At 38.9% G+C, this 25,299-nt stretch carries 21 protein-coding genes and 1 pseudogene; 5 read left to right on the forward strand and 17 right to left on the reverse strand.

The genetic code is table 11. The annotated features are described in order from the left end of the window. Both P9B04_RS08565 and P9B04_RS08570 read left to right on the forward strand, forming a co-directional pair. Nucleotides 1-332: pseudogene (locus P9B04_RS08565) on the forward strand (hypothetical protein); the annotation flags it as partial. A 69-nt stretch (nucleotides 333-401) separates the two neighbouring features. Continuing rightward, complete coding sequence (locus P9B04_RS08570; protein WP_342054565.1) at nucleotides 402-638, forward strand: hypothetical protein; 237 nt, start codon at nucleotides 402-404, stop codon at nucleotides 636-638. A 49-nt stretch (nucleotides 639-687) separates the two neighbouring features. Here the strand turns inward: P9B04_RS08570 and dnaK are convergent, their stop codons facing one another. The 6 genes from dnaK to P9B04_RS08600 form a co-directional block, all read right to left on the reverse strand. Next, the gene (gene dnaK, locus P9B04_RS08575; RefSeq protein WP_342054566.1) at nucleotides 688-2,760 is read right to left on the reverse strand and encodes a molecular chaperone DnaK; all 2,073 of its coding nucleotides are present in this window, start codon (nucleotides 2,758-2,760) and stop codon (nucleotides 688-690) included. Between the two features lie 212 nt (nucleotides 2,761-2,972). After that, nucleotides 2,973-3,728: a nucleotide exchange factor GrpE gene (grpE, locus tag P9B04_RS08580; RefSeq protein ID WP_342054567.1), complete on the reverse strand. Its 756-nt coding sequence runs from the start codon at nucleotides 3,726-3,728 to the stop codon at nucleotides 2,973-2,975. Nucleotides 3,729-3,901: 173 nt separating this feature from the next. Further along, on the reverse strand, nucleotides 3,902-5,554 hold the full coding sequence (locus P9B04_RS08585; RefSeq protein ID WP_342054568.1) for an acetolactate synthase large subunit: 1,653 nt from the start codon (nucleotides 5,552-5,554) through the stop codon (nucleotides 3,902-3,904). Nucleotides 5,555-5,706: 152 nt separating this feature from the next. Then, nucleotides 5,707-7,074 (reverse strand): NAD-dependent succinate-semialdehyde dehydrogenase, encoded by a 1,368-nt coding sequence (locus P9B04_RS08590; RefSeq protein WP_342054569.1) that lies wholly within the window; start codon nucleotides 7,072-7,074, stop codon nucleotides 5,707-5,709. Nucleotides 7,075-7,309: 235 nt separating this feature from the next. Then, nucleotides 7,310-8,182 (reverse strand): alpha/beta fold hydrolase, encoded by an 873-nt coding sequence (locus P9B04_RS08595; RefSeq protein ID WP_342054570.1) that lies wholly within the window; start codon nucleotides 8,180-8,182, stop codon nucleotides 7,310-7,312. Between the two features lie 88 nt (nucleotides 8,183-8,270). Beyond that, entirely contained in the window at nucleotides 8,271-9,164 is an 894-nt protein-coding gene (locus P9B04_RS08600) for a sigma-70 family RNA polymerase sigma factor (RefSeq protein WP_342054571.1), read from the reverse strand. Nucleotides 9,165-9,423: 259 nt separating this feature from the next. On the opposite strand from P9B04_RS08600, the gene P9B04_RS08605 reads away from it, so the two are divergent. Beyond that, nucleotides 9,424-12,336, forward strand: coding sequence for a DEAD/DEAH box helicase (locus P9B04_RS08605; protein WP_342054572.1), 2,913 nt, complete (start codon nucleotides 9,424-9,426; stop codon nucleotides 12,334-12,336). Nucleotides 12,337-12,404: 68 nt separating this feature from the next. Here the strand turns inward: P9B04_RS08605 and mtnA are convergent, their stop codons facing one another. Beyond that, nucleotides 12,405-13,457 carry an S-methyl-5-thioribose-1-phosphate isomerase gene (gene mtnA / locus P9B04_RS08610; protein ID WP_342054573.1) on the reverse strand — a complete coding sequence of 351 codons (1,053 nt, stop codon included), beginning with the start codon at nucleotides 13,455-13,457 and terminating at the stop codon, nucleotides 12,405-12,407. Between the two features lie 477 nt (nucleotides 13,458-13,934). Here mtnA and P9B04_RS08615 point away from each other — a divergent pair, with 477 nt between their 5' ends. Further along, nucleotides 13,935-14,435, forward strand: coding sequence for a hypothetical protein (locus tag P9B04_RS08615; RefSeq protein ID WP_342054574.1), 501 nt, complete (start codon nucleotides 13,935-13,937; stop codon nucleotides 14,433-14,435). A 62-nt stretch (nucleotides 14,436-14,497) separates the two neighbouring features. On the opposite strand, the gene P9B04_RS08620 is transcribed toward P9B04_RS08615, so the two are convergent. Then, entirely contained in the window at nucleotides 14,498-14,662 is a 165-nt protein-coding gene (locus P9B04_RS08620) for a hypothetical protein (protein ID WP_342054575.1), read from the reverse strand. A gap of 349 nt (nucleotides 14,663-15,011) precedes the next feature. Here P9B04_RS08620 and P9B04_RS08625 point away from each other — a divergent pair, with 349 nt between their 5' ends. Continuing rightward, nucleotides 15,012-15,935: a class I SAM-dependent methyltransferase gene (locus tag P9B04_RS08625; protein ID WP_342054576.1), complete on the forward strand. Its 924-nt coding sequence runs from the start codon at nucleotides 15,012-15,014 to the stop codon at nucleotides 15,933-15,935. A gap of 155 nt (nucleotides 15,936-16,090) precedes the next feature. On the opposite strand, the gene P9B04_RS08630 is transcribed toward P9B04_RS08625, so the two are convergent. The 9 genes from P9B04_RS08630 to P9B04_RS08670 form a co-directional block, all read right to left on the reverse strand. Beyond that, nucleotides 16,091-16,954: a DALR anticodon-binding domain-containing protein gene (locus P9B04_RS08630; RefSeq protein ID WP_342054577.1), complete on the reverse strand. Its 864-nt coding sequence runs from the start codon at nucleotides 16,952-16,954 to the stop codon at nucleotides 16,091-16,093. A gap of 61 nt (nucleotides 16,955-17,015) precedes the next feature. Beyond that, nucleotides 17,016-19,169, reverse strand: coding sequence for a Tex family protein (locus P9B04_RS08635; RefSeq protein WP_342054578.1), 2,154 nt, complete (start codon nucleotides 19,167-19,169; stop codon nucleotides 17,016-17,018). A 6-nt stretch (nucleotides 19,170-19,175) separates the two neighbouring features. Continuing rightward, complete coding sequence (locus P9B04_RS08640; protein WP_342054579.1) at nucleotides 19,176-19,775, reverse strand: Uma2 family endonuclease; 600 nt, start codon at nucleotides 19,773-19,775, stop codon at nucleotides 19,176-19,178. A gap of 82 nt (nucleotides 19,776-19,857) precedes the next feature. Next, nucleotides 19,858-20,307, reverse strand: a complete 450-nt coding sequence (locus P9B04_RS08645) for a DUF29 domain-containing protein (protein WP_342054580.1) — start codon at nucleotides 20,305-20,307, stop codon at nucleotides 19,858-19,860. Nucleotides 20,308-20,614: 307 nt separating this feature from the next. After that, nucleotides 20,615-21,631, reverse strand: coding sequence for an adenosyl-hopene transferase HpnH (gene hpnH, locus P9B04_RS08650; RefSeq protein ID WP_342054581.1), 1,017 nt, complete (start codon nucleotides 21,629-21,631; stop codon nucleotides 20,615-20,617). Between the two features lie 177 nt (nucleotides 21,632-21,808). After that, nucleotides 21,809-23,314 carry a cryptochrome/photolyase family protein gene (locus P9B04_RS08655; protein ID WP_342054582.1) on the reverse strand — a complete coding sequence of 502 codons (1,506 nt, stop codon included), beginning with the start codon at nucleotides 23,312-23,314 and terminating at the stop codon, nucleotides 21,809-21,811. A 236-nt stretch (nucleotides 23,315-23,550) separates the two neighbouring features. Next, entirely contained in the window at nucleotides 23,551-23,841 is a 291-nt protein-coding gene (locus tag P9B04_RS08660) for a hypothetical protein (RefSeq protein ID WP_342054583.1), read from the reverse strand. Further along, nucleotides 23,796-24,335 carry a hypothetical protein gene (locus P9B04_RS08665; RefSeq protein ID WP_342054584.1) on the reverse strand — a complete coding sequence of 180 codons (540 nt, stop codon included), beginning with the start codon at nucleotides 24,333-24,335 and terminating at the stop codon, nucleotides 23,796-23,798. Before P9B04_RS08665 ends, P9B04_RS08660 begins: the two co-directional genes overlap by 46 nt. Further along, complete coding sequence (locus P9B04_RS08670) at nucleotides 24,335-24,976, reverse strand: hypothetical protein (RefSeq protein WP_342054585.1); 642 nt, start codon at nucleotides 24,974-24,976, stop codon at nucleotides 24,335-24,337. The genes P9B04_RS08665 and P9B04_RS08670 overlap by 1 nt, the downstream gene beginning before the upstream one ends. Nucleotides 24,977-25,299 lie beyond the last annotated feature (323 nt).

A 25,299-nucleotide genomic window follows, 5' to 3' on the forward strand; every position in this document is an offset into this window, starting at 1 on the left:
AAGCCAGTGTCCTCTCGCCGAAAATATTTCTCTATGTTTGGCCTAAGTTTTCGCCGCGAGTGACCCCTGGCTTTTTGAGAAGATACGATCCCTTAGTAAATCAAGTGTGTCGGGTTAATCTTAACAGTCAATGTCAAAGGGGTCCTGATACGTTTCCCTTTACAGGAAGAAAAGACTCAGCAGAGGGAACCTTATCGGTACACGATGCTTTGCGAGCTTTTTCCATCCGTACTTTGGTAGCAGCCAAAGAACTCGATCTTAACAAGCGACTAATAAGTGAAATGATTAGAGAACATCAGTCTAATTTTCTCTCAACTGATTTCATTTTGTAAAAGGGTTTCAGCTAATATAGTATTTAGGCATCTGTCCACTCCACCTTAAGTCAAGATTAGAGTCAAATAATGAGTCAGCAATCTTCTGAAACATCACCTTCTTTCAAGCTAGTCAAACGTTTTTTTGCTGGTGCATCGGTAGGAATCTTTTTAGCTTTGCTTTACTGGTCTTATTCAATTTTTGCTCATAGTAATCCTTCAATTGTTCAGGGTATAATTGGTATCGCAGTATCATCAATTACTGCTGGCTTAATTGCCTCATTTACCAGTGTTGAAAAATTAATGGACAGTCTACCTTGGATATAACTTTTTAGAGTGGGCAAACTAGAATATTTTTAAGATTGATTAAAGAATACTAATCCACTGCTTCATAATCGTTAGAAATAGTTTCGTCATCGTCAAAACTGAACGTTACTTCCAAGTTTTCCACATCAATATCCTCAAGACTGTTAAACTCTGCCAAAGATTCCATGTCCACAGAGGTAGTCCCTTGATAGGATACTGTTGATTCGAGAGAAGAAGTTGTTACAGGGGTTTTCGGTGGGGAAGGCACAGGAACAGTTACAGCTTCTCCTAAAGTTTCAGCAAAGGCATTATGGGACTCCTTACCGTTAGTATTCCCCCGTTGATAAACTTCTGTACCTATGGTGAGAATGACTTGCCTGAAATCATCTACATAAGCTTTTAACCTGTCTAAACTGAGGCCAGAATTGGTTAAAGCCGCTTCGAGTTGTTCTTTTTTCTGTTTGGCTCTAACTTTTATATCCTCGCTAATCACATCACCATTTTCATCGAGGGTGATTTGATAAGTATGAAATAAACTATCTGCTTGATTTTTCACTTCGATCATCTCCATCTGACGACGATCTTCTTCAGCGTGTTGATGAGCCTCTTTTTGCATTTTCTCAATTTCAGTAGATTTCAACCCTCCCGTATGGCTAATAACAATACTTTGCTCTTTCCCTGTTCCTTGATCTTGGGCTGCCACTTTCAGAATGCCGTTGACATCGATTTCAAAACTAACCTCGATTTGTGGTATTCCTCTTGGTGCAGGAGGGATGCCGGCTAAAAGACATTTTCCTAAACTACGATTATCCTTCGCCATAGCTCTTTCTCCCTGTAAAACATGGATTTCTACAGAAGTTTGACCATCGGTAGCCGTAGAAAATACCTGAGATTTGCTAGTGGGAATAGTGGTGTTGCGCTCAATAATTTTTGTAAAAACTTCCCCCAGGGTTTCGATACCCAGAGACAAAGGGGTGACATCCAACAATAAGACATCTTTCACTTCACCCCCTAACACACCCCCCTGAATAGCCGCCCCCAAGGCCACCGCCTCATCCGGGTTAATGGATCTCTCCATCTGACTATTGGGAAAAACCTGTTGAATAACGCGGTGAATAGCTGGCATTCTCGTAGATCCTCCCACCAAAACCACCTTTTCTAAGGATTCGGCTTCCAGTTCGCAATCATTGAGAGCTTGCATCAAGGGTTGTCGGGTAGCTTGGGTTAAATCCTTGGTTAACTCTTCAAACTGGGCGCGAGTCAATTCTGTTTCTAGGTGTTTGGGGCCGCTATCGTCAGCGGTGATAAAGGGGAGATTAATGGAGGTGGTCAACATTGTAGAGAGTTCTACCTTAGCTTTTTCTGCGGCTTCTCTGAGTCGCTGTAAAGCCATTTTATCTTCACCGAGATCGATGTTCTCCGTTTGTTTGAAATCCTTCACCATCCAGTCCAGAACAGCGTTGTCGAAGTCATCTCCCCCCAGATGATTATTGCCGGCGGTAGCCTTCACCTCAAACACCCCATTCCCCAGTTGTAAGATGGAGACATCAAAGGTTCCGCCCCCCAAATCAAAGACAAGGATGTATTGTTCTTCGTCTTGTTTGTCTAAACCGTAAGCCAGGGCGGCTGCTGTAGGTTCATTGATGATTCTGCAAACATCTAGACCAGCGATGATTCCTGCATCTTTGGTGGCTTGTCGCTGGGCATCGGTAAAATAGGCGGGAACTGTAATGACCACTTCGTTAACCGACTCTCCCAAGTAGTTTTCTGCATCCTTTTTTAATTTTTGTAAAACCATAGAGGAAATCTCTTGGGCGGTGTAATGTTGCCCACGAATTTCCACATTAACCATATCCTCGCGCCCCGTAACACACTGATAGGGAACTCGCGAGCGTTCTTCGGTGGTTTCAGCCCAACGTCGCCCGATGAACCGTTTAATGCTGTAGATAGTATTTTCCGCATTGGTGACTGCTTGCCGTTTGGCTAGCTGCCCCACTAAACGCTGATTGTTCTTGGCAAAAGCAACAATACTAGGGGTTGTCCGCCCACCCTCCGCACTAGGGATAACAATGGACTTGCCCCCTTCTAAAACGGCAACACAACTGTTTGTAGTTCCAAGGTCAATGCCAATGACTTTTCCCATAGGACTGAATTTGTTAAACGGCTTATTAATCGTTGAATCGGTTAAGAGTCACAGGGGTATTGAGAAGGACAGCAGAATTAACATCTAGCTTTAGGGAATTTAACCCTTGTGGTCAATTATGCCACTTCTGGCACTATTGTCCCTGTGACCTTTCTCCTTCATTTTCATAGTACCCACTAATTTCCCCAGAACTTTAGGGATAGTTACTTAATTTATTCTTCTGAGGGGGTTTCATCTGAGGTAGAACTCTCGGGATTCTCTGAGGACTCTGGTGGTTTTGGGGCAGCCACTTTAACCATAGCATGACGTAGAACCTGGTCTCCTAGCATATAACCGCGCATCAATTCTTCTATAACCGTTCCTTCCGAGTATTCATCGGTATATTCCCGTAACATAGCTTCGTGGTAAAGGGGATCAAAAGGTTGACCTTCCGGGCGCATGGGACTAACTCCCAAGCGTTTGAGACTATCAACTAGATTTTTGTAAACCCCTTGATAGCTTTTGTGAATGACTGCTTCCCCATCGTTAGCGGGGTTAATGCTGTTGCGAGCTCTTTCAAAGTTATCTACTACGGATAATATTTCTCCGATAGTGTTACGTTTGACGATGGTTTCTAAGTCTTGTTTTTCTTTAGCGGTACGTTTACGATAATTGTCGAATTCGGCCGTTAGACGGATGTGACTGTTTTTCAGGAGATCGTACTGCTGTGCTTGCTCTTGTAGCTTAGTTTGTAGGGCTTCTATTTGTTCTTTAAGAGCAGTGATAGTGCTTTCCGAGGAATCTTCTTGTGGAGAGGTTTCGGAAACAGTGGTTTCTACTTCCTGTTGGGGGGTTGTCTCTTCGGTAGAAGTCACCGTTGTTGTTGCTGTGGTTTCTGTCTCAGCAGTCTCAGCAGTGTTATGTGTTGATTCAACTTCGGGGGTTTCTATGCTTTTTTCCAGTTGTTGTTCGTTTTGTGTAGTAGACATTCTGCTAAAATCCATAACCCATCTATGATAGTGATCTTATGACTTATTATAAAGGAACACGGCAACTTGAATTATCCCTGGAATCACCCGATTTGATCTAAGCATATTTGTAGATCACGGGTCTGAGATTACCAACAAATAAGGTGGGCAATGCCCACCCTGATGTTAGAATTTTACTCCCAAATCTGACAACTTAAATCCCCAGATTGTTGGGAGAAGCGGATGTTTTCTCCATAATCAACTGGACAATCGATTACTGCTGGAACATCTTGTTCTAAAGCAGTTTTTAAAGTAGGAATTAAATCATCCGCCGATTCTACTCTATACCCTTTTAATCCCATACTTTCGGCAAATTTAACAAAATCTGGATTGGTAAACTTAATAAAAGAGGATTTTCCAAATTGATTGATTTGCTTCCATTCAATTAGACCGTAGCCATTGTCATTGAAAATTAGGGTAACAAAAGGAGTATTGGTACGTAAAGCCGTTTCTAACTCTTGACAGTTCATCATAAAACCACCGTCTCCGGTTACTGCAACTACTCTCTTGTCTGGGGCCACTAACTTAGCTGCAATGGCTCCAGGAATAGCAATACCCATGGCTGCAAACCCGTTGGAAATAAGACAAGTATTGGGAGTATCGCAGTGATAATGACGGGCCATCCACATTTTATGGGCCCCCACATCGGAAATGACGATATCTTCTGGTCCCATGACCTGACGAAGATCATAGATTATTTTTTGCGGTTTGATAGGGAATCCTTCATCGTGGGCATATTTTTCGTATTCCCTCACCAAATCACTGCGTAACCCAGTGGCAATAGATGGGGATTTCCCTTGGCGATCAGCCCGTTTTAAAATATCTATCAGGGAATCAGAAATGTCCCCCACCACTTCCACTAAAGGAATGTAACTGCTATCGATTTCAGCAGGAGTCCTCCCAATATGAATAATGGGGATCTTTCCCTCGGGGTTCCACTTCTTGGGAGAATATTCGATTAAATCGTACCCCACCGCGATAACGAGATCGCTTTGTTCAAAGGCGCAAGCAATAAGGTCTCGTTGTTGTAAACCTACGGTCCATAGAGATAGGGGATGGGTGTAGGGGACTGCTCCCTTACCCATAAAAGTGTTAGCCACAGGAATGTTTAAAGTGGTGGCAAACTCGGTTAATGCCTCACTGGCGTGGGAGCGAATGGTACCATTTCCTACCAAAATCAAGGGATTTTTCGCTTTAGAAATGGCCATGGCCGCAGTGTTTAAACTACGATAAGAGGCGTAGCTTTTTTCTTGGTCGTCCCTTTCTAAGGGTTGACCGTCCGCGGGCATGTCTGCGATGTTTTCCGGTAAATCGATATGAACTGCCCCTGGTTTCTCGCTTTGAGCTAGTTTAAAGGCTTTACGAGTAACTTCTGGGGTAATACTGGGACGAACGATCTGTTTGTTCCATTTTGTTACTGGGGCAAACATAGCCACTAAGTCCAAGTATTGATGAGACTCGATGTGCATTCTGTCGGTTCCCACTTGTCCTGTGATGGCTACTAGGGCCGCCCCATCTAGGTTGGCATCGGCAACTCCTGTCATCAAATTGGTTGCCCCTGGTCCGAGGGTGGATAAGCAGACACCTGCTTTTCCTGTTAGTCGTCCATAAACATCAGCCATAAAGGCTGCCCCTTGTTCGTGACGGGTGGTGATAAATTGAATAGAAGAGTCTTGCAGGGCTTCAAGAATATGTAAGTTTTCTTCCCCTGGGAGACCAAAAATGTACTGTACCCCTTCGTTTTCAAGGCATTTAACCAATAATTCGGCTGTGTTCATTTCCCCCATGTAAGTTTTTTCCTTATACTGAATTAGTCAATAGGGACTCCCGAAATCCTGTTGTCCAGACTTTCCCGGGAGTTTAGGATGGATTATCAAATTGTTCTTAGTTTAATTTAACGGAAGATCCTTGACAAAAACCACTCTTTATGATGAGTTTCTCACTTGACCCACACAGTTTTGACATTGAGAAATTCCTGCATCCCTTCTCTACTCAATTCTCGTCCGTAACCTGATCTCTTGATGCCCCCGAAGGGTATGCGGGGGTCAGATTTGACCATCCCATTGATAAAAACGCATCCGGCTTCGATCTCTTCGATCAGTCGATCTTGTTCGGTGGCATCATTAGTCCAGGCACTAGCTCCTAATCCAAAGATGGTATCATTAGCTAGTTCGATGGCTTCGTCCATAGTCTTAACTCGGAAGAGTAAAGCAACTGGACCGAAGAATTCGTCGTGATATCCAGGAGACTCTACGGGAATGTCTGTCAAAATGGTAGGGGAATAAAAGTAACCTGACCCTTGGCCAATAACGTGACCCCCTAATAATATTTTGCCCCCTTTTGTGACAGTTTCTTTCACTTGTTGATCTATTTCTAATAACATCGACTCATTAGCCAAGGGTCCGATGTCTGTAGCTTCGTTCATGGGGTCACCCACTTTCAGGGCTTTAAATTTTTCTACTAGTAAAGATTGAAATTGATCGGCGATGGACTCGGCTAAAATAAACCGTTTAGCTGCAATACAAGATTGACCGTTGTTTAGCATCCTGGCTTTTACAGCAGTAGTGGCGGCTGCTTCAATGTCAGCACTTTCTAGGACAATAAATGGATCACTGCCTCCTAATTCTAAGACTGTTTTCTTGATTTGTTTGCCAGCAGCTGCGGCTAAGCTTGCACCAGCAGGTTCGCTTCCCGTTAAAGTAGCTGCTTTAACTCTAGGATCGTTTATGATGGATTCTACTTGAGATGCGCCAATGAGGAGGGTTTGAAAACTACCTTGAGGGAACCCTGCTTCTGTAATAATGGCTTCAACAGCTAGGGCGCATTGAGGGACGTTAGAAGCGTGTTTGAGAATACCTACATTACCTGCCATTAAAGCAGGGGCTGCAAAGCGAAACACCTGCCAGAGAGGAAAATTCCAGGGCATTACCGCTAGAATAACCCCTAAAGGTTGATAACGAATAAAGCTGCGACTGGCATCGGTTTGTGCTTCTACATCTTTAAGAAAATCAGCAGCATTTTCTGCGTAATAACGACAAACTAAGGCGCACTTTTTGGCTTCTGCGATCGCACTTTTAATAGGTTTACCCATTTCTAGGGTCATGATTTCCCCTAATTTCACTTGATCTCGTTCCAAAATATCAGCCGCTTTATTTAACCACTGACTCTTTTGTTCAAGGGAAATTTTACGATACTTTTTAAAGGTGCTTTCTGCTAAAGCAAGTTTTAGGTCAATCTCTTCTGCTGTAAGCGGCTCAAAGATTTTAATGGTTTCTCCCGTTGCTGGGTTGATTGTGGCGATACCCATGTTTCCTCCTAATTCCCTTTAATTTTGTACAATCATAATTATCCTTTCTTAGTGTGCTGCTACCACACCAAGGCTAATGTTGTTTTCTGGGAATTTTTAATATCTATTTCTAGATTGACTCTTTATGAATAACATAAACTATAAAGTTAATATTTCTCTACATAAGTTTGCTTGTTGCAACAACTTGTCTTGTGTGATAATATTTTTGTATTGATATTTTGATAATAAATTAAATTCAATGATTGAGAATAGCATTAGCTGTTAATTCTGCTTTCTCTAAATGGGGAACATGACCACATTCTGGAATCCAAATTAGTTTACTGTCAGGAATTAACTCCTTAAATTTATTAGCATCTTTTGTTCCTAAAATTTTATCGTTTTCTCCCCAAATAATAGTAGTGGGTTGCCCAATATTAACAATTTCTTCTTTAAAAGAACCATAACCCCCACTTTTGGTGAAAGAAATTAAAGCTTGACTCCATTGTTCACATTGAAGGTGCAACGCAGCACAAAGTTGAGCATCTTGACTGGCAAAGCTTTTATTATAATAAGCAGATTCACTAATCTTTTGTCTCACCTTAAGGTTACGCAAAAAAGCTGTTGATAAATAGTCTAAAGGAGGAAACATAAATTTCCCTATTTTCGGCGGTGCGGCTAACCCTGCGCTATCTATTAAGACTAACTTATTAACTGTTTCTGGATAAGTTAGTGTGAAGTCAATAGCGGTTGCACCTCCCATAGAAGCACCTACTAAAATAACAGGTTCTTTGATTAAAGTTTTCCAGGTATAATACAGATGAGTTTTGATGCTTTCTGGACTAAATAATAAATCTTCGCTTCTTTCCGTAAAGCCAAAGCCTAATAAATCTACAGCCCAAGTTATATGAAATTGAGACAAGATAGGCAAAAGGCGACGATATTCCAACAAGGAACTATCAAAACCATGCAACAGCAAAATAGGTGTATCTTTTTCCCCTTGAGCAGTATGACTTGTAGATACGGGTTGAGGAGATAAAGAGGTTACAATATCCTCAAACTTTATTTTGCTAACTAAATCAATAGACGTTTTTTCAGTTAACTTTTTTGCTTCAGCAGGAAGAAAAACCATATTAGCTGTTTAGGGAGAAAGTCTTTATAGTAAAGTATATCATGATACCCAAATATACCCCCTAAAAATTGGATAGAAGTAGGACTTTTTAGCCCGCAAGTTTTTCTACTTCTCTTGTTTGTTTTCTTAAAATTTTCAAAGCACGACTGTATATTTGACGGGCTCTTTCGTGGCTAATTCCGCATTTTTCTCCAATGGCTTTGTAACTCATTTGTTTACCGTCTCGTAAACCAAAACGAAGAATAATAACTTCTTTCTGTCTTGGAGATAAACTCTCTAAGAGATGGCTTATTTGAGAAACTTTTTCTTCTTGCTTAATAAAATCACTGGGAGATAAACTCTCTTCATCTGGTAATAGTTGCCCTAACTCGGTATTGTTTTCGTCGATGACAACGTTCAAACTACGGGATTTAGTTTTAAAGGCTGCTTGCTGAAGAAACTGTAACTTGTCAACGGAAATTTCCATATTCTCGGCAATTTCTTTTTGGGTCGGTTTCCGACCCAATTTTAGGGTCAATTCTCTAATAGATTTACGATACTTGTTAAGGTTTTCGTTAATATGAATAGGTAAACGAATAGTACGGCTTTGTTCTGCTATAGCCCGAGTTATTCCTTGCCTTATCCACCAGTAAGCATAGGTAGAAAACTTGTAACCACGGGCGGGATCAAACTTTTCTACTCCCCTAATTAATCCTAGACTTCCCTCCTGAATTAAGTCTAGTAAAGATAAGCCGGAATTGAGGTATTTCTTAGCGATAGAGACGACCAGCCGCAAATTTGCTTCGATCATACGCTCCCTAGCTTTTTGTCCTCTAGCGACAATTTTTTTCTCTTCTTTGTTAAGTTGTTTTTTGTCTAATAGAGGTAGCATCTCCTGAATTTCTTCAGCAAGCCTGAGTTCCTCATCACTAGAGAGTAAAGGGGTTTTACCTATGGATTGAAGATAATGGCGAACTGTATCAACTTTTTTCTTGGTTGTCATGTTTAGCTATCTCTTATTTATTTGTTGTGTATAGATATGGTGAAGTAAATTAACAGAGGCAACTTAGTTTCAAATCTTGTTCGCAGTTTCTCTTTTTCTCGGCGCAATCTGAATCGATATTGATGTGATTTATCCCTACCTTAATTGTAAAGTAAAATTAAAATTTTTGCAAGGTCTTGGCCTAATACCCGTAAAAAATTGTTATCATTAATATCTTAACTAAAAAGGTTTAAACCCTAACATTAATGTGTAAACTTGAGTGAAACAGCCAGTAAAATCTTTTGACCTCAAAATTCAAGAACTATTCCCCTTTCAACTTGATCCCTTTCAAGAGCAAGCGATTGTAGCGTTGAATGAGGGGGACTCCGTGGTTGTCTGCGCCCCCACTGGTTCGGGGAAGACGGTGATCGGAGAATTTGCCATCTATAGGGCTTTAAACCTGGGAAAACGGGTTTTCTACACCACCCCTCTCAAAGCTTTATCTAATCAAAAATTCAGAGATTTCCAGGATAAATTTGCCACCACAGAAGAAGGTGTCAAAGAAGGGATGGTGGGTTTAATTACGGGGGATACGGTCATTCATGCCGACGCTTCCATTGTGGTGATGACGACAGAGATTTTTCGTAATATGCTCTACGAAACCCCTATTGGTCAAGTGGGAACGTCATTGGAAAATGTAGCCACAGTTATCCTAGACGAATGCCATTACATTAGTAATCGGGGTAGGGGAACTGTATGGGAAGAGTCGATTATATACTGTTCTCCCGGTATTCAACTGGTTGCCCTCTCCGCCACCATAGGTAACCCGGAAGAATTAACCGAGTGGATTAATCAAGTCAGAAAAACGGCACCAAACGCCGGCAAGAATAAAACCCCTCTTAGTCTCTGTCAACTGGTTAACTCGGATTTTCGCCCCGTTCCCCTGCGATTTTATTTCAGTCAAAAGAACGGCATTTATCCCCTGCTGAACCAACAACAAACCGCCCTCAACCCTCGCCTCAAACCCAAAGGAAACCGCAACAAACGCAAACGGGTTAAACGGAGTGAATGTCCTACCCCGATGATGGTGACAAAACAACTCTATGAAAAGAACTTACTACCGGCTATTTACGTAATTTTTAGTCGTAGAGAATGCGATCGCGCGGTTCAAAAGTTAGAAGGAGTGGTATTGGTATCCCCTGAAGAAGCTCACTCCCTACAATACAATCTACTAACCTTCTTCTTATCGAAAAATCCTAGTTTACGAGATAGTCTTCTCGAGGCAGTGTCCACAGAGAACCCTCCTCTATACGACACCCTCAAAGACTTTGTAACCACCCTCTCCCCTGAGTCATCTCTATTTTCCTATTTAGCCAGTGACGAAGAAAGTAAAATCCATCTTTTCCAGATTCTAGCGGATTTGTGTCAGTTGGTGCGAGGAGAACAACTAGAACCCCTAACCAGAGGTATTGCAGCACACCATGCTGGTATTTTACCCCTGTGGAAAGAATTAGTAGAACAACTGTTTGAAGTTGGTTTGGTTAAGGTGGTGTTTGCAACAGCTACCTTATCAGCAGGGATCAATATGCCGGCAAGAACTACAGTTATCTCTGCTTTGTCCAAACGAACCGATACCGGACATAGTATGTTAAGTCCCTCAGAATTCCTACAAATCGCTGGACGGGCTGGACGAAGAGGGATGGATGAAGTAGGGTATGTAGTGGCTATTCAAACCCCCTTTGAAGGTGCAACCGAAGCTGCCTATCTAGCTACCGCAGGATCAGAACCCTTGAGGAGTTGTTTTACTCCTTCTTATGGTATGGTTTTAAACCTGTTGCAAAAACACACCATACAAGAAGCTAAGGACTTACTAGAAAGAAGTTTCGCCGAATATTTAGCCCAACTAAAACTAGAACCCGAACAACAGGCGATCGCAAGTTTGAGTACAGAATTAGCTAAACTAGATATCGAATTAGGGGGAATACAAGAAAGAGATATATTAGAGTATGAAAAATTAAAAGCTCGATTAAAAGAAGAAAAAAGACTGCTAAAAATTCTCGAAGATCAAGCAGAAGAACAGCGCAAAAAAGAAATTTCAGGGCAATTAGGTCAATTAAATATCGGTGATCTAGTTTACTTAAAAGGGAAACGCATAAGAACATCTACTCCCCAATTGGCAACCATTGTAGCTATGGTTCCAGGATCGGGACAAGGTTTAGATTTATTGTGTTTAGGAGACAACAACCACTGGTACTTGGTTAAAAAAGGAGATATCGTCGATTTTTACGGGGCTTCTTTGCCCTTGTCTTTTGTAGATGATTTAACCCTGCCAAACCTCAAACAGCTATCTCTGGGGAAAGGTCCGAAAGGGGATCAAATCTCCGAGGAAATCACTAGTCAAATGAGCGATCGGGCTTTTGGGAGAATCACCCCACCAGAAGTGGTGGAACAACAAAAACGTATCCATAAGGTGCAAAGCTTACTGGAAGACCATCCTTTGACCCGAAGTCAAAATTTTAAACGTTTATTCAAGTTCCACCATCGACGCTTAGAGTTACGAGAACAACTCCACAACCGACAAATTAAATTTCAGAAATTGCAATCTAATCAATCTTACTACTGGCAAGAATTCCTCAATTTAATCGAAATTCTGCGAGAATTTGATGCTTTGGATAATTACACCCCAACAGTCCTAGGTCAAGCGGCTGCCACCATGCGTGGAGAAAATGAGTTGTGGTTAGGGATGGTTTTTATATCGGGGGTTTTAAATAATCTCGAACCCCATCAACTAGCGGCTGCGGTGAGTGCTATCATTACCGAAACCCTGCGCCCCGATACCTGGACTAACTATTTACCCTCTCCTGAAGTTTTGAGTCTCTTTAAAGATTCCCCTGAAAATGGGGTGAGTATTGGGGAAATGCGTCGTCTCTTGAACCAAACCCAACGACGCTATCAAATTACTATTCCTGTGTGGTTAGAGTTAGAATTAATGGGATTGGTGGAACAATGGGCTTTAGGGGGGGACTGGCAAGAACTTTGCGAAAATACCAGTTTAGACGAAGGTGACTTAGTTCGTTTGCTCAGAAGAACTGTTGATCTGCTTTGGCAAATTCCCCAAACTCCAGGGATTTCTGGTTCTTTAATAAAAACAGCCAAAGAAGCGATCGTTTTATTGAAACGATTTCCGATTTAAGTTTTCATTTTATCTCGTTAAAAAACTTAACTCCCAACACCGAACTTAGGTTAGTTGTTACTGTTCTTTTAATGATAAGATAATGCTGGTTTCAAGCTAATTAATTCTTCGGGTTTAACGGTCTTTTGTTCGGTAATAATTCCTGTAATTAAATGAGCAGGGGTAACATCGAAAGCAGGATTATAATAGTCAACCCCATCGGGATAAATAACCGTATTTCCTATTTGATAAAGTTCTGCAGGATCTCGTTCTTCGATGGGGATTAAATCTCCACTTTCCAAACTAAAATCTACCGTAGAAAGGGGGGCTGCAACGTAAAAAGGAATGTTGTGCATTTTAGCAATAACCGCTACTCCATAGGTGCCTATTTTGTTGGCGGCATCACCATTTGCTGAGATTCTGTCCGCACCCACAACCACCAAATCAATTAGTCCTTTTTGCATACAATGGGCTGCCATATTATCACTAATTACAGTAACAGGAATTTTTTCTTGAACGCACTCCCAAGCTGTTAATTTTGCCCCTTGTAAACGGGGTCTAGTTTCATCAGCATAAACCCTTTTTAGTCTTCCTGTGGTCCATACAGAACGAATAACCCCTAATGCTGTTCCATAACCTGCTGTGGCTAATGCTCCTGCGTTACAATGGGTTAGGATGCTTAATTTTTGTGGATTGGATGGTAATATTTGTAAACTATTTTTACCAATATCTTGACAAGTTTGTAAGTCTTCTGATTGAATTTTTTGTGCTGTTTCTAATAAAATATTTTTGATTTCTTCTACTGTGCCAATAGTTTCATAAGCCATTTTTAGCATTCTAGAAATTGCCCAAAAAAGATTAACCGCAGTGGGACGGGTTTGACGTAATATTTCGGCAACTTCTTCTAATTTTTTTAAGAAAGATTCTCTTTCTTTTATGTTAATTTCTCTTGCCCCTAAATACATTCCATAAGCAGCCGCAACCCCAATAGCCGGCGCACCCCGAACAATCATGGTTTTGATCGCTTTTGCCATGTCTTCATAACAACTGATTTCTACTAAGTTATATTGACTAGGTAAACAAGTTTGATCGATTAATAAAACTTTATTATTAGACCAAACAACGGGATAAATTGTATTCATAATGGCAGTGACAATTAACTCTCAGTGTCTATAGATCATTGTGTCATATTTTAGTGCTTTTGAACAACTAAGAGTAATGAACAGTAAATAGTAACAATAACTGATCAATAACGAAGAATAATAATTAAAAAGACAAAATTTTTGTAGTGTGACATTTTTCTTTATTTGTTGTTACAGAAAGTAATTTTGTTTGTTTTGCTGAGATTTCCCCATGCTTGGGTAGATTTTCCACAACTTTTTCAACAAGAACAAAAACTTTTATTTTTGTGTAAAGCACCGCTAAATAAGATTTTCTGTAACTCAAACCATTAATTAGCAATTAATTTTGGGGAAAATGAAAACTATATTCCTGTTGAAATTGGATAATTCTGGAATTAATTTTTGTGTTATAATAGGGGAAAGGATTTAATGCAAAAACATCCTCAAAAAGAACTAAAGCTATTAGTTATATTTTTCACTTTCGACTCTATTTAATCCATGAGCAAATCTCTTAACTCTCTCCCACAAATTAATAGAAATCAAAAAATACAAAAAGAAAACAATCTTATTAATAAGTCTATAAAAGATAGAAGAAAAAAAAGTAAAACAAGAAGTATTGTAGACGAAATTCGTCAACGTAGCCCAGTCCCGAACCCTTGGCGTGTAGGTGAAGTAGCTCAAATTATTATTAAGGGCAATCCTGACCTCAAAGGAAGAAGCGGTCAGTGGTGCATTATCCAAGAGGTGTTAGATTTTTCCTGCATGGTAAGAACATGGGATGGCGTTATTCAAGTTAAACTTGAAAATTTAAAAGACGTTTATTACTCATATCAGCAACAACAAGAAATAAAAAAAATAAGCGATCGCTTAGAAAAAATACCCCAAAACAAACTAGAGGATGCGGCGAGAAATTTTCTAGAAACATTAGGGAAACTTGACCGCCCATTTTTAACCAACTTAGAAGATAAAATATTAACAGTAATAGAAACAGAAAGTTAAAATAGATAAAATATCTTCTCTCATCAAAATCTTGTCTAAGAATCATAGATTTTATTGGGGGACTAGCCCCCCAAACCCCCCAGTGGGGGAGGCATTTCGTCCCCCACACCCCCTGCATAAAATAAACAACCTGAGTTCGATATAAGAAAATTTATGGGAAATTTCTTGCGTAGCATTCCGATACCGAGGTTTCCTGGCCAGGGTGTCTCCTTAATAGCGATTTTCATTTGTATAGATTACAAATTCAGAGAAAAATAGTCCCCACACTTCCCACCCCTCCCTGTTACTGAGCTAAGTCGAAGTACACTCCCCACCCCTCCCTGTTACTGAGCGAAGTCGAAGTAAACCGAGATTTTGATACACTCAACTGAAAACTGCTATAAGTTAAGTAGTCTCAAACAAACATTATCTCCTCAAACAAGACTTAACTCCGAACTCCGAACTCAGTTTAGTTCCTTCCATTTTCATTAATTCCATCGGCTTGATGGGCGGTTAATGGTAAAATTGGCTAGGAAAACTCTTGAATAACCATCGACGCGACTTGGTTCGTTTCACGAGCAACATCTAGAAGATTTTATGAGTGTTACCCCTTTTCAGTCAAAACCCAGTGTAGCTTCCCGTATAATTAATGGGATCTTATCCATTAAACCCCTAGCTAAACTTGCAAAACATCAAGCTCGCAACATGATTATTAATCGTGCAGAAAAAATAGGGGTTCCTTGGCGAGACAATGTGCGTAAACTCAGCAAACGCAACTGGGAAGAGGAACTAACCGAGGTTGAAGATCCCAACCTAGTATATCCTGATTATTATGTTTGCTCGTTTCATGGTTATGAAACAGGTAATTTGAGTTGGGAGTCTGCCTTAGAAGTGGAGTCAGCAGCCTACGCGGTTCATGCTAGTATTTGGCCAGAGGCAGGGGTGAGTGGTGATCCTCGTTTGCGACATAATTATCACGCTACCCTTAGACAGCAACTATCTTCGACTCCTCAAAGTATTTTAGACATCGGTTGTAGCGTTGGGATGAGTACCTTTCCCCTACAAGAAATGTATCCCGATGCTAAAGTAACAGGAGTAGATTTATCCGCGTATCATTTAGCGGTTGCCCATTACCGCAGTCAACAACGCAAACTCTGCATTGACTGGGTACACGCAGCAGGGGAAGATACAAGATTCTCTTCAGCGTCTTTTGACTTGGTTTCCACGTTTTTGCTGTACCACGAACTACCCACAACCGCAGCGATCGCAATTTTTGAAGAAGCTCGTCGTCTGCTCAAACCTGGGGGATATTTCACCATGATGGACATGAACCCCTCCGCCCAAGCTTATCGAAAAATGCCCCCCTACGTATTAACCCTACTCAAAAGTACGGAACCTTACTTAGATCAATATTTTGCTTTGGATGTAGAAGTGGCTTTAACAAAAGCAGGGTTTGAAATACCAACCATAACTACTATTAGTCCTCGTCATCGGGCTATCGTCGCTAAGGTACGCTCTTAGGTGCGTTCCCCTTAGATCAGAAAGAGAACCTACGAGTTTCCGTGTTTCCTCGTGGTTCTCTTCTCTGGTTCGCTCCTCACACTACATATAAATATATAGCAAGGTTCATTTTTTGTCATGTTACTTAAGGTTTATTTTTGATTTATTACATCCCTTTACAATCTGTTACGAAGTGGTTGCTCTATTTGTGATAACCATAACCCTTGGAGCAACGTTTGTGTAATCGCCACTAAACCTAATCTTGCCTGGGATAATTGGGGTTTTTGTTGGCTTATTTCTCCAAAAATGCGACAGTAACGTTCAAAATTGAGAAAAGACTCACTTAATGCTAGTGCTAGTTTTATTTCGTTGACATTCGACTGGTTAATTAAGCGATCTACTGTGGTGAGAAGTTGAGAAATTAGCGATCGCTCAAATTCGTTTAATGTTAAGTTAGACCAAGAAATCGATTGATAAGTTAATAATGGCCATAGATAAGGTTTAAATTGCTCATTTTTAAGTTGTATGAGTCTTTCTTGCTCTCCTAATCGTAGTAAAGCACAACAACGAGCATAACTATATTGAATGATCCACAAATTGTCATGGTTTTTTGATTTTGATGGGTACTTTTGCTGAGGGTAAGGGAAAGTTTCCCAAGATTGTAACCAAATAAATAAACTGCGATCGCAGAGGGTAAAGTCTAACCAACCTGGATCAAGGAGTTTCAAAGTAAAATCTAGGCATAAGTCTGATGGTGTCTTTAGGGGTTGTTTTATGGTGTTAAAAATAGTTTCTGCAAAACTGAGGGTGAAATGAGGTGATAATTGAAAAGCGATCGCACAACGATAGGTAATAGATTGATTTGTGGGTAAACGAGACAAGGAAATCTGTTTATTACTTTTCCTAAAATTACAGGAGTTTTCTAGATCCAAATTACTCAATTTAGTGAATAAAAATTGTTCTATTTGTTTTTGTGGCGAAATATTGTTTAATGTAATCTTTATTGGATAAAAACTTTTAATTAGTCTAGATTTTGCCATTGTATATTAAGTTCAATTTCTGAACCTATCTCTAAATAAAAAGTAGGATAAGGATTATCAATTATACTTCTTTTATAGATAAACTAATACGTTTTAGTTTCTCATCAATTTCTAATACTTTGACTTTAACAACCTCTCCAACTTTTACGACTTCTTTGGGATCACTTACAAAATAATTAGCTAGTTGAGAAATATGAATTAATCCGTCTTGATGCACCCCAATATCAACAAATGCACCAAAGTTTACTACATTGGTAATGACTCCTTCTAAGATCATCCCTTCGCTTAAATCACTAATTTCTGTTACCCCTTCTTTGAAAGTTGCATACTTAAATTCTTCTCTGGGATCTCGTCCCGGTTTTTCTAATTCGGTAATAACATCTTCTAAGGTTGGTAACCCAATGGTATCTGTTACAAAGTTGTTTAAATCCAAAGATTTTAAACGAGAAGAGATGTTATTAATATCTGCTAAAGAAACCCCTAATTGTTTGATAATCGTTTCTACTACTGAATAACTTTCAGGATGAACTGCAGTATTATCTAAAGGGTTGTTTCCTACTCTAATTCTTAAAAAACCTGCCGCTTGTTCAAACGCTTTTGGTCCTAGTTTAGCAACTTTTAGGAGTTCTTTTCTATTATTAAATTTGCCGTTTTTATTCCTATAATTAACTATATTATTAGCAATAGTGGGTGTAATTCCTGAGACAAAGGTTAATAGTTGTTTGGATGCAGTGTTGATATCGACTCCGACATAATTAACACAACTTTCTACTGTTTCCTCTAGATTCTTTTTTAATAGTTTTTGATCTACATCGTGTTGATATTGTCCAACTCCAATAGATTTAGGATCAATTTTCACTAATTCTGCTAGGGGATCTTGTAATCTTCTCCCAATACTGATAGCACCTCTAACAGTAATATCTAAGTCTGGAAACTCCTCCCTTGCAACATCACTTGCTGAATAAATAGATGCACCTGACTCGTTTACAATAACTTTTATTGGTTTATTTTCTAATGTTTTAATTACCTCTCCTACAAATTGATCTGTTTCCCGAGAAGCGGTTCCATTACCAATAGCAATCAACCTTATATTATATTTTGTGATTAAATTTTTTAAGGTGTTTTTTGCTTCTTTCTGTTTACTTTCTCCAGTATGAGGAAAGATAGCTTGATATTCTAAGAATTGTCCTGTTTCTGATAAAACAGCGACTTTGCAACCGGTACGAAACCCTGGATCAATAGCTAAAGTTGGTTGCATTCCTGCGGGGGAAGATAGGAGTAATTCTCTTAAGTTAATTTCAAAAGTTTTAATTGATTCTAGATCTGCCCATTTTTTTATATCTGCTCTAATTTCTCTCAATAATGAAGGTTTAAGAAGACGATTAAAAGCATCTTTGAGTATGGATTTATAAAGCGATTTTATAGGTTTATTCTTTGTTTCTATTTCTTGAGATTCTAAATAAGAAAGGACAAAATTTTCATCAAAATCGACATCAAGAGAAATAATTTTTTCTGCTTCTCCTCTAAACAAAGCTAGAACATTATGGGAAGCAATTTTAGTCACATTTGCCTGGAAGTTACGGTACATTTCATATTTTGTACTGCCTTCCGGGTAATCTTTTTTAATGGTTGAAATAAACACACTTTCTTTGACTAAATAGTTGCGTAAATAAGCTCTTAAATTAGCTTTTTCTGCTACTTCTTCGGCTAAAATATCTGATGCACCTTGTAAAGCTTCTTCGATGTTATGAACTCCTTTTTCTACTGAGATATAATCTCCTGCTATTGCTTCTAATGATTGAGGTTTAGCTGTAGGATGATTGAGAGATTTTATTAACTTAGCTAAACCCTCTAATCCTTTTTCTCTGGCAGCAGTTGCTTTAGTTCTTCTTTTAGGTTTATAGGGTAAGTATAAGTCTTCTAATTCTGTCTTTGATAAACAAGATTCTATTTTTTTCTGTAATTCATTGGTTAATTTATCTTGATTTTCAATTGCTTCTAAAATGGTCTTTTTTCGCTTCTCTAACTCGCTTAAGTAATTGTAACGTTCCCAAATATCTCTTAATTGAGTTTCATCTAGCGATCCAGTTTTTTCCTTGCGATAACGAGCAATAAACGGTATGGTTGCACCTTCAATTAATAATTCAAGAGACTGGTTAACTTGTTGTTTTCTTAATGATAATTCTGTAGCAATAATTGTGTCGTAATCAATCATAATTAACTATTTAATCTTCATTTGTAACCAACTAAAAATTTTATTAGCTGTTAAATTTAATTCTATTTTATCCAAGACAGGTAAAGTTTCTTGAGGTGTTTCGTCATTAGAGAGAGCAGCTTTATAAATTCTAGGGGTTTGTTGAGGTTGAAAAACAATAATTGATTTTTCATCGGGATCAATCAACCAAGCTAACTGACTACCATATTGTAAACAGTGTATAATATTATCAATTACTTTAGTTAATTTTTTATTAGGGGAAAGAATTTCTATTGCCCAGTCAGGTGGGAAAAAAATACCACTATTTTCTGGTTCTCCTGCATCATTTAAAGGTATTTTGTCCCAATACACAACCGCAATATCAGCAACCAGGGAACGACCACCAAAGGTACAACGTAATTCGGGAAAAGCAAGAGCCACTTGACTCGCTTCAGCAACTAACTTTATGGCACTGGCTAACTTTAATTGTAATCTACTATGATGAGTTTTGGGCATAGGCTTTTGTATTACTTCACCATTAATATATTCCCATGCAGGAGATTCATCAATATTAGTTTTTTTGAGAAATTCCTCAAGAGTTAAGGCTAAAATGGGTATGGTAGTCATAACAGATAAGCCTTTGACAATTTAAGTTTAACTGGAAGCTAGTATAATTAGTTTAGCCTAATACCTTCAATCTTTTTGTAATTTAATCGTCTTTAAGAATCTCTTCTAGGTTAAAAGGGCATTTTTCAGGAAACACAGAAGGAGATAATTTTGTTTTTTGGATTGCTCTCTTTCGAGCTTTTATATACACTTCATCAAGGTTTTTTAAGAAATAATTATACAGAGTACCTGATTCTAATAATAGTTGCAGTTCATAACGAAAATTACTAATTTCTTCTAACCAACCTCTACCAGAATAGGTTTTTTCCGTTTCCCAATAGCGATATAATAATAAATGAATTAATAATTGTCTCAGATAACTTTTAACTTTTCGTCTCTGCTCATTTCCCAATGCTTCTATTTCCTCTGTTAAATGCTCCCAGTCTAATTCATTAGCATTTCTGTTTTTCACTAATTCTAGGGTTTGAACTAGCCATAAATAATAATCTTTTTCATAAATTTCTTTTAACACCGTTTTTGATAAGGAAATCATTATTTTAACCCTATTTTATTATTGATTAAAGCATAATTTTACTGTTCTTACTTTATTATATAAAAAAATAGACAATAGGGAATGAATAACTTACTTTTAGTTTCCATTCCCTCAAAGTTTAGACTGATATCTTGCACCAATATAGAAAAACTTAAATTAGTAAGCAGTTAGCAGTCAGCGTTCAGCATTCGTTTGACCTTACTCACAGTAGATGATAGGGATTGATATTTTTCGGCTGATGGCTGATAGCTGAACGCTTACAAACTAGCCAGTTTTATCGAAGGTGCAAGATGTGAGTTAGATGCAATTAAGCACCGATAACACTTCCTAAAGCACGTCCCATATTAGCAGGGTTCATAGCATCAACTGCTGCCGAGGGTTCATAGCCACAATGTACCATACAGTCTGCACATTTAGGATTACCACTAGCTTGACCATAATCTTCCCATTGGGTTTTTTCCATCAATTCATCGAAGGTTTTATAATGTCCTTCGTTGAGAAGATAACAGGGTTTTTGCCAACCCAAAACGCTGTAACTAGGACTTCCCCAAGGGGTACATTCATAGTCTTTATCCCCTACTAGAAAATCTAAAAATAGAGGATTATGATTAAAGTTCCATTTCTTTTTACCAAGTTTCCAAGGTTTTAAAATTTTCTGGAATAAAGCTTTAGTTTGTTCCCGCTTCAAGAAGCTTTCTTGATCTGGGGCCCACTCATAACTATATCCAGGAGAAATCATCATCCCGTCGGTTCCCAAGCTATCCAAGAAATCAAAAAATTCCTGCATTTCTTCAGGATCGGTTCCTTCAAAAACAGTGGTATTTGTTGTTACTCTAAACCCTTTGGCTTTTGCTGCTTTAATCCCTGTGATCGCTTTATCGAATACCCCTTCACGATCGACACATTTATCATGATGTTCTCTCAAACCATCTAAATGCACACTGAAACAGAAATAAGGGGAAGGTTCAAACTTATGCAAACTCTTTTCTAAGAGGATGGCGTTAGTACAAAGATAAACAAATTTTTTCCTTTCTACTAAACCTTTAACGATTTCGTCAATTTGAGGGTGTAGCAAGGGTTCACCACCAGGTATAGATACCACCGGCGCGCCGCATTCTTCAGCAGCTCTGAAGCATTCTTCTGGGGTTAAATTACGAGCCAAAACATCCGTAGGATGTTGGATTTTTCCGCATCCAGAACAGGCTAAGTTGCACCGAAATAGCGGTTCTAGCATCAATACCAAAGGAAAACGCTCACGACCTTTGAAACGCTGGCTTATGATATAAGTCCCTACACTGAGGGCTTGTTTTAATTGAACGGCCATAGATTTCTCTTCACACCATGTTGTTTTTCGTCATTATAATTGTTCTGTTGAGAAATCTGGGAAAATTAATAAAAATACTCTATTTCAAGAGCATATAGTAACAAATATTACAAATTGCAGTTAACACGGTTCAACGCTATCACAGAATTAGGTTAAGTAACGTTCGGTAGTCACTGCTTATTGGCTTTCTCTCCAGTGTTGCGCTTGAGACTGTATAGCTTTTAACTCTTCTGAGTCCATTTTTTTGAGATTAGCTAAGATAAGATTCATTCTACCTAAACCTTTCAATTGCTGTTGATGGCGCGATAAGAAGTCCCAATAAAAGAAGTTAAAGGGACAAGCTTTGTCTCCGGTTCTTTGAGTTCTTTTGTAAACGCAACTTTTACAGTAATCACTCATTTTATTAATATAATTAGCAGAGGCGGCATAGGGTTTCGATGCCAATATTCCCCCATCAGCAAACTGTCCCATTCCAATCACATTGGGAACCATAACCCAATCGTAAGCATCAATAAAAGCACTGTGAAACCAATCGTTAACTGCTTGGGGAGACACTCCAACAATTAAAGCAAAATTACCCAAAACCATCAATCTTTGAATGTGATGACCATAACCTGTTTCTTCAACTTGTCGTAAACTTTGTTTTAAACAATTCATATCGGTTTGTGAACTATCCCAGTAAAATTCTGGTAATTTTTCTTGGTGATTAAACCAATTTTTCTGCGAGTAGTCATCATCCATTAATTGATAAATTCCATACATATATTCTCGCCATCCTAAGATTTGTCTGATTAAACCTTCTACACTATTCAAAGGATAATCAAACTCATGATAAGCCTTTTCGATAGATTCAATAACTTCTAAAGGAGTGAGTAAACCAAGGTTAATATAAGGGGAAATTAAACTATGCCACATTGTATATTCTCCTGTGACCATAGCATCTTGATAAGCACCAAAATTATCTAAATTATTCTCTATAAAACACTCCAATACTTGTAAAGCTTGGGAACGATTAATCCCCCATTTAAAGGGTTCAATTTGACCGTAAGTTGGTATTTGAGAGGATTTAAGATCATTAATCACCTGTTGGGTAATTTGATCTGGTTCAAACCCCAAAGGAGTAGGAGGAGTTAAACTTTTTTTAGGGGGTTTACGGTTTTGTTTATCAAAATTCCACTGTCCCCCAATAGGTTGATCTCCTTCCATTAAAATATTGAATCTTTTTCGTCCTTCTCGGTAAAAATCTTCTAATAATAAGCGTTTTCGTGAATCAGTCCATTGTTTAAATTCCTGGTGACTCCAAAGAAAATGATTATTAGGAATTAACTTGATGTTACTATCTAAATTAAGACTCTGAATAAAAGTTAAAAAAGGGCGATCATAAGGAGTCACAAGTCTTAATTCCGTAATTTGATTAGCTCGAATCCAAGAATTTAAAGCTTGTTCAAAATTTTCGCTTATTTTGTATGTAACAGACCATCCTTCTGAACTTAACTCCTCAGCAAAATGACGCATAGCAGAGAAAACTAATACTAATTTTTGCTGATGATAGGGTCTTTTGCGAACATAATTCAAAGACTCGATAAAAATAACGGGAGTTTCTTGTTTGTTATTTTTGCGACTTAGTAAAGCAGCTTGTTCTGAATGAAGTTGATTTCCTAAAATCCAAATTCCAATAGTCATAAAAAAATTGCTTAAAGTTATATAAAAAGGGTAACAAAAATTGCTACCCTTTGTGAAAAAATAATATAGTATACACTACTGCTTTTTAAAGTCCTTTCGTTTTAAACTTAATCATAACATCCTCCCATAGAAGGCTCAAGAACATAATCAACTCCTTGCTGTATCATTGCAGAGATACTCTTGATGTTCACGTCCCAACCTATTACTAACCTGAGTTAAGTATTTTTTTCTGAAAACTACAAATATAATTCAGCGATATAAACCCTAAACCCTTCAATTTTTTGTCTTTCTTCATGGGTTAATGAAGCATTAGCTTGAAAAATAAGCTCCCCTTCTTCAGAAATATCGGCAATAACTCGATTTCTTAACCTCTCTCCTAACTGTTTCCCCGCTACTTTCCATAAAAAAACTTGAGGACTTTCTAAAATATCTAGATGTTGCTGTAAAAAATTTTTTTGATAGTTGTAAGGTATCCAACCGCTTAACGAAACTCCACCCCGTTTAAAAGTTCTTCTAAACCATAACAATAATCCCCTCCGGCAACTGGTTTTGCGATCGCTGTTCCTTGTGGATACTGTCGTAAAGATGCTTCTTCGTTGGTAATTAGGGTTTCAGGAATAGCTAAACCGCATTGTTGCGCTAGTATCAAAGTTGCGCCTTTATTGCCACCTGCAGGAGATTGATGACGGTTAAATAGTCTAATCTTCGGGTCAGATAATAACCATCCTTGCAGGGTTTGATACCAACCCATAGCCCGTTTTGCTACTTGTGGCCGAGAGTCCTCCATCCCGGCAAAGACATCATAACGAATGAACGCACCATAAGGCTTGATTTCTTGATTATTGACCTTGAGAGAACCTTGATTAACTTGCCAAGACAGGGGAGGACTATCTTTGACACCGTGGCGAAGGTCTTGCACCACAATACCAGCTTGTTGAGCAGTGGCCAGCAATTGACCCAAATTAGGATCTGAGTGGCCACCTGCTATCACCAAGGTTTTGCTTGGATCTAAATCAACCATTAATACCGTCCAAAGGGAGAACTTTCTTCTCCTATGGCTAAAGTAGTAAATTCAGGTTGTTCTTCCCCTAATGCAAGAGTTGTGGGTTGATTTTCTTCTCCGGCTGCACGAGTAGAGGGTTCACCTTCTTCTCCTAATGCAAGGGTAGTAAATCTAGGATCTTCTTCTCCTACTGCCAGGGTAGTGGGTTGAGGAGGTTGAGGTGGTCCTTCTTCTCCTAATGCGAGGGTAGTAAATCTAGGATCTTCTTCTCCTACTGCCAGGGTAGTGGGTTGAGGAGGTTGAGGTGGTCCTTCTTCCCCTAATGCACGAGTAGTAGGTTCACCTTCTTCTCCTATTGCTAGGGTAGTAGGTTGAGGAGGTTGAGGTGGTCCTTCTTCCCCTAATGCTTGAGTGGTAAATTGAGGCTCTTCTTCTCCTATTGCTAGGGTAGTAGGTTGAGGAGGTTTAGGTGGTCCTTCTTCTCCCAATGCTAGGGTGGTAAATTCAGGCTGTTCCTCTCCTACTGCTAAAGTCGTAGGTTGGGGAGGACTATTATTGGGGTCGATAAATTCTGCTGCATGAACAGTGATACTGTTGATTCTAGCAGTTACAATAACAGCATCAGCACCATTAGTTGGGGCAAAGTCAATGGTAGCCACGATAGGGCTTAACCGAGGCAAAGAGATTCCTGAAGGCTTATCTGCATCAAAGTTAAACTCTAGTACAGAATCATCAGGGTTTGGATCGGCTGAGTTATCGTTAACTTATTGGAAACTTTCTATGGCAATATTCCCTCACTTTCAAAACTATACTACGTACAATGGTGGGCAATATGTTTATTTTTTTAAACATTCATTAACTTTACTGAATAGTTTAATGACTTCTCAAAAGTCGTTTAAGATGTCTTTAATTAAGGGTTAATTTTGAGTTATTTTCTTAGGTTGTGTAGCAAACACAATAGTCAATTTTTTTGATAAATTTC

It is taken from the genome of Crocosphaera sp. Alani8 (assembly GCF_038442745.1).
Taxonomy (GTDB): domain Bacteria; phylum Cyanobacteriota; class Cyanobacteriia; order Cyanobacteriales; family Microcystaceae; genus Crocosphaera.

What these genes read in the sequence shown, in the direction of transcription:
- P9B04_RS08570 (WP_342054565.1), top strand. Translation starts at nt 402, where the DNA reads ATGAGTCAGCAATCTTCTGAAACATCACCTTCTTTCAAGCTAGTCAAA.
- dnaK (WP_342054566.1), bottom strand. Translation starts at nt 2,760, where the DNA reads ATGGGAAAAGTCATTGGCATTGACCTTGGAACTACAAACAGTTGTGTT.
- grpE (WP_342054567.1), bottom strand. Translation starts at nt 3,728, where the DNA reads ATGTCTACTACACAAAACGAACAACAACTGGAAAAAAGCATAGAAACC.
- P9B04_RS08585 (WP_342054568.1), bottom strand. Translation starts at nt 5,554, where the DNA reads ATGGGGGAAATGAACACAGCCGAATTATTGGTTAAATGCCTTGAAAAC.
- P9B04_RS08590 (WP_342054569.1), bottom strand. Translation starts at nt 7,074, where the DNA reads ATGGGTATCGCCACAATCAACCCAGCAACGGGAGAAACCATTAAAATC.
- P9B04_RS08595 (WP_342054570.1), bottom strand. Translation starts at nt 8,182, where the DNA reads ATGGTTTTTCTTCCTGCTGAAGCAAAAAAGTTAACTGAAAAAACGTCT.
- P9B04_RS08600 (WP_342054571.1), bottom strand. Translation starts at nt 9,164, where the DNA reads ATGACAACCAAGAAAAAAGTTGATACAGTTCGCCATTATCTTCAATCC.
- mtnA (WP_342054573.1), bottom strand. Translation starts at nt 13,457, where the DNA reads ATGAATACAATTTATCCCGTTGTTTGGTCTAATAATAAAGTTTTATTA.
- P9B04_RS08615 (WP_342054574.1), top strand. Translation starts at nt 13,935, where the DNA reads ATGAGCAAATCTCTTAACTCTCTCCCACAAATTAATAGAAATCAAAAA.
- P9B04_RS08620 (WP_342054575.1), bottom strand. Translation starts at nt 14,662, where the DNA reads ATGAAAATCGCTATTAAGGAGACACCCTGGCCAGGAAACCTCGGTATC.
- P9B04_RS08625 (WP_342054576.1), top strand. Translation starts at nt 15,012, where the DNA reads ATGAGTGTTACCCCTTTTCAGTCAAAACCCAGTGTAGCTTCCCGTATA.
- P9B04_RS08630 (WP_342054577.1), bottom strand. Translation starts at nt 16,954, where the DNA reads ATGGCAAAATCTAGACTAATTAAAAGTTTTTATCCAATAAAGATTACA.
- P9B04_RS08635 (WP_342054578.1), bottom strand. Translation starts at nt 19,169, where the DNA reads ATGATTGATTACGACACAATTATTGCTACAGAATTATCATTAAGAAAA.
- P9B04_RS08640 (WP_342054579.1), bottom strand. Translation starts at nt 19,775, where the DNA reads ATGACTACCATACCCATTTTAGCCTTAACTCTTGAGGAATTTCTCAAA.
- P9B04_RS08645 (WP_342054580.1), bottom strand. Translation starts at nt 20,307, where the DNA reads ATGATTTCCTTATCAAAAACGGTGTTAAAAGAAATTTATGAAAAAGAT.
- hpnH (WP_342054581.1), bottom strand. Translation starts at nt 21,631, where the DNA reads ATGGCCGTTCAATTAAAACAAGCCCTCAGTGTAGGGACTTATATCATA.
- P9B04_RS08655 (WP_342054582.1), bottom strand. Translation starts at nt 23,314, where the DNA reads ATGACTATTGGAATTTGGATTTTAGGAAATCAACTTCATTCAGAACAA.
- P9B04_RS08665 (WP_342054584.1), bottom strand. Translation starts at nt 24,335, where the DNA reads ATGGTTGATTTAGATCCAAGCAAAACCTTGGTGATAGCAGGTGGCCAC.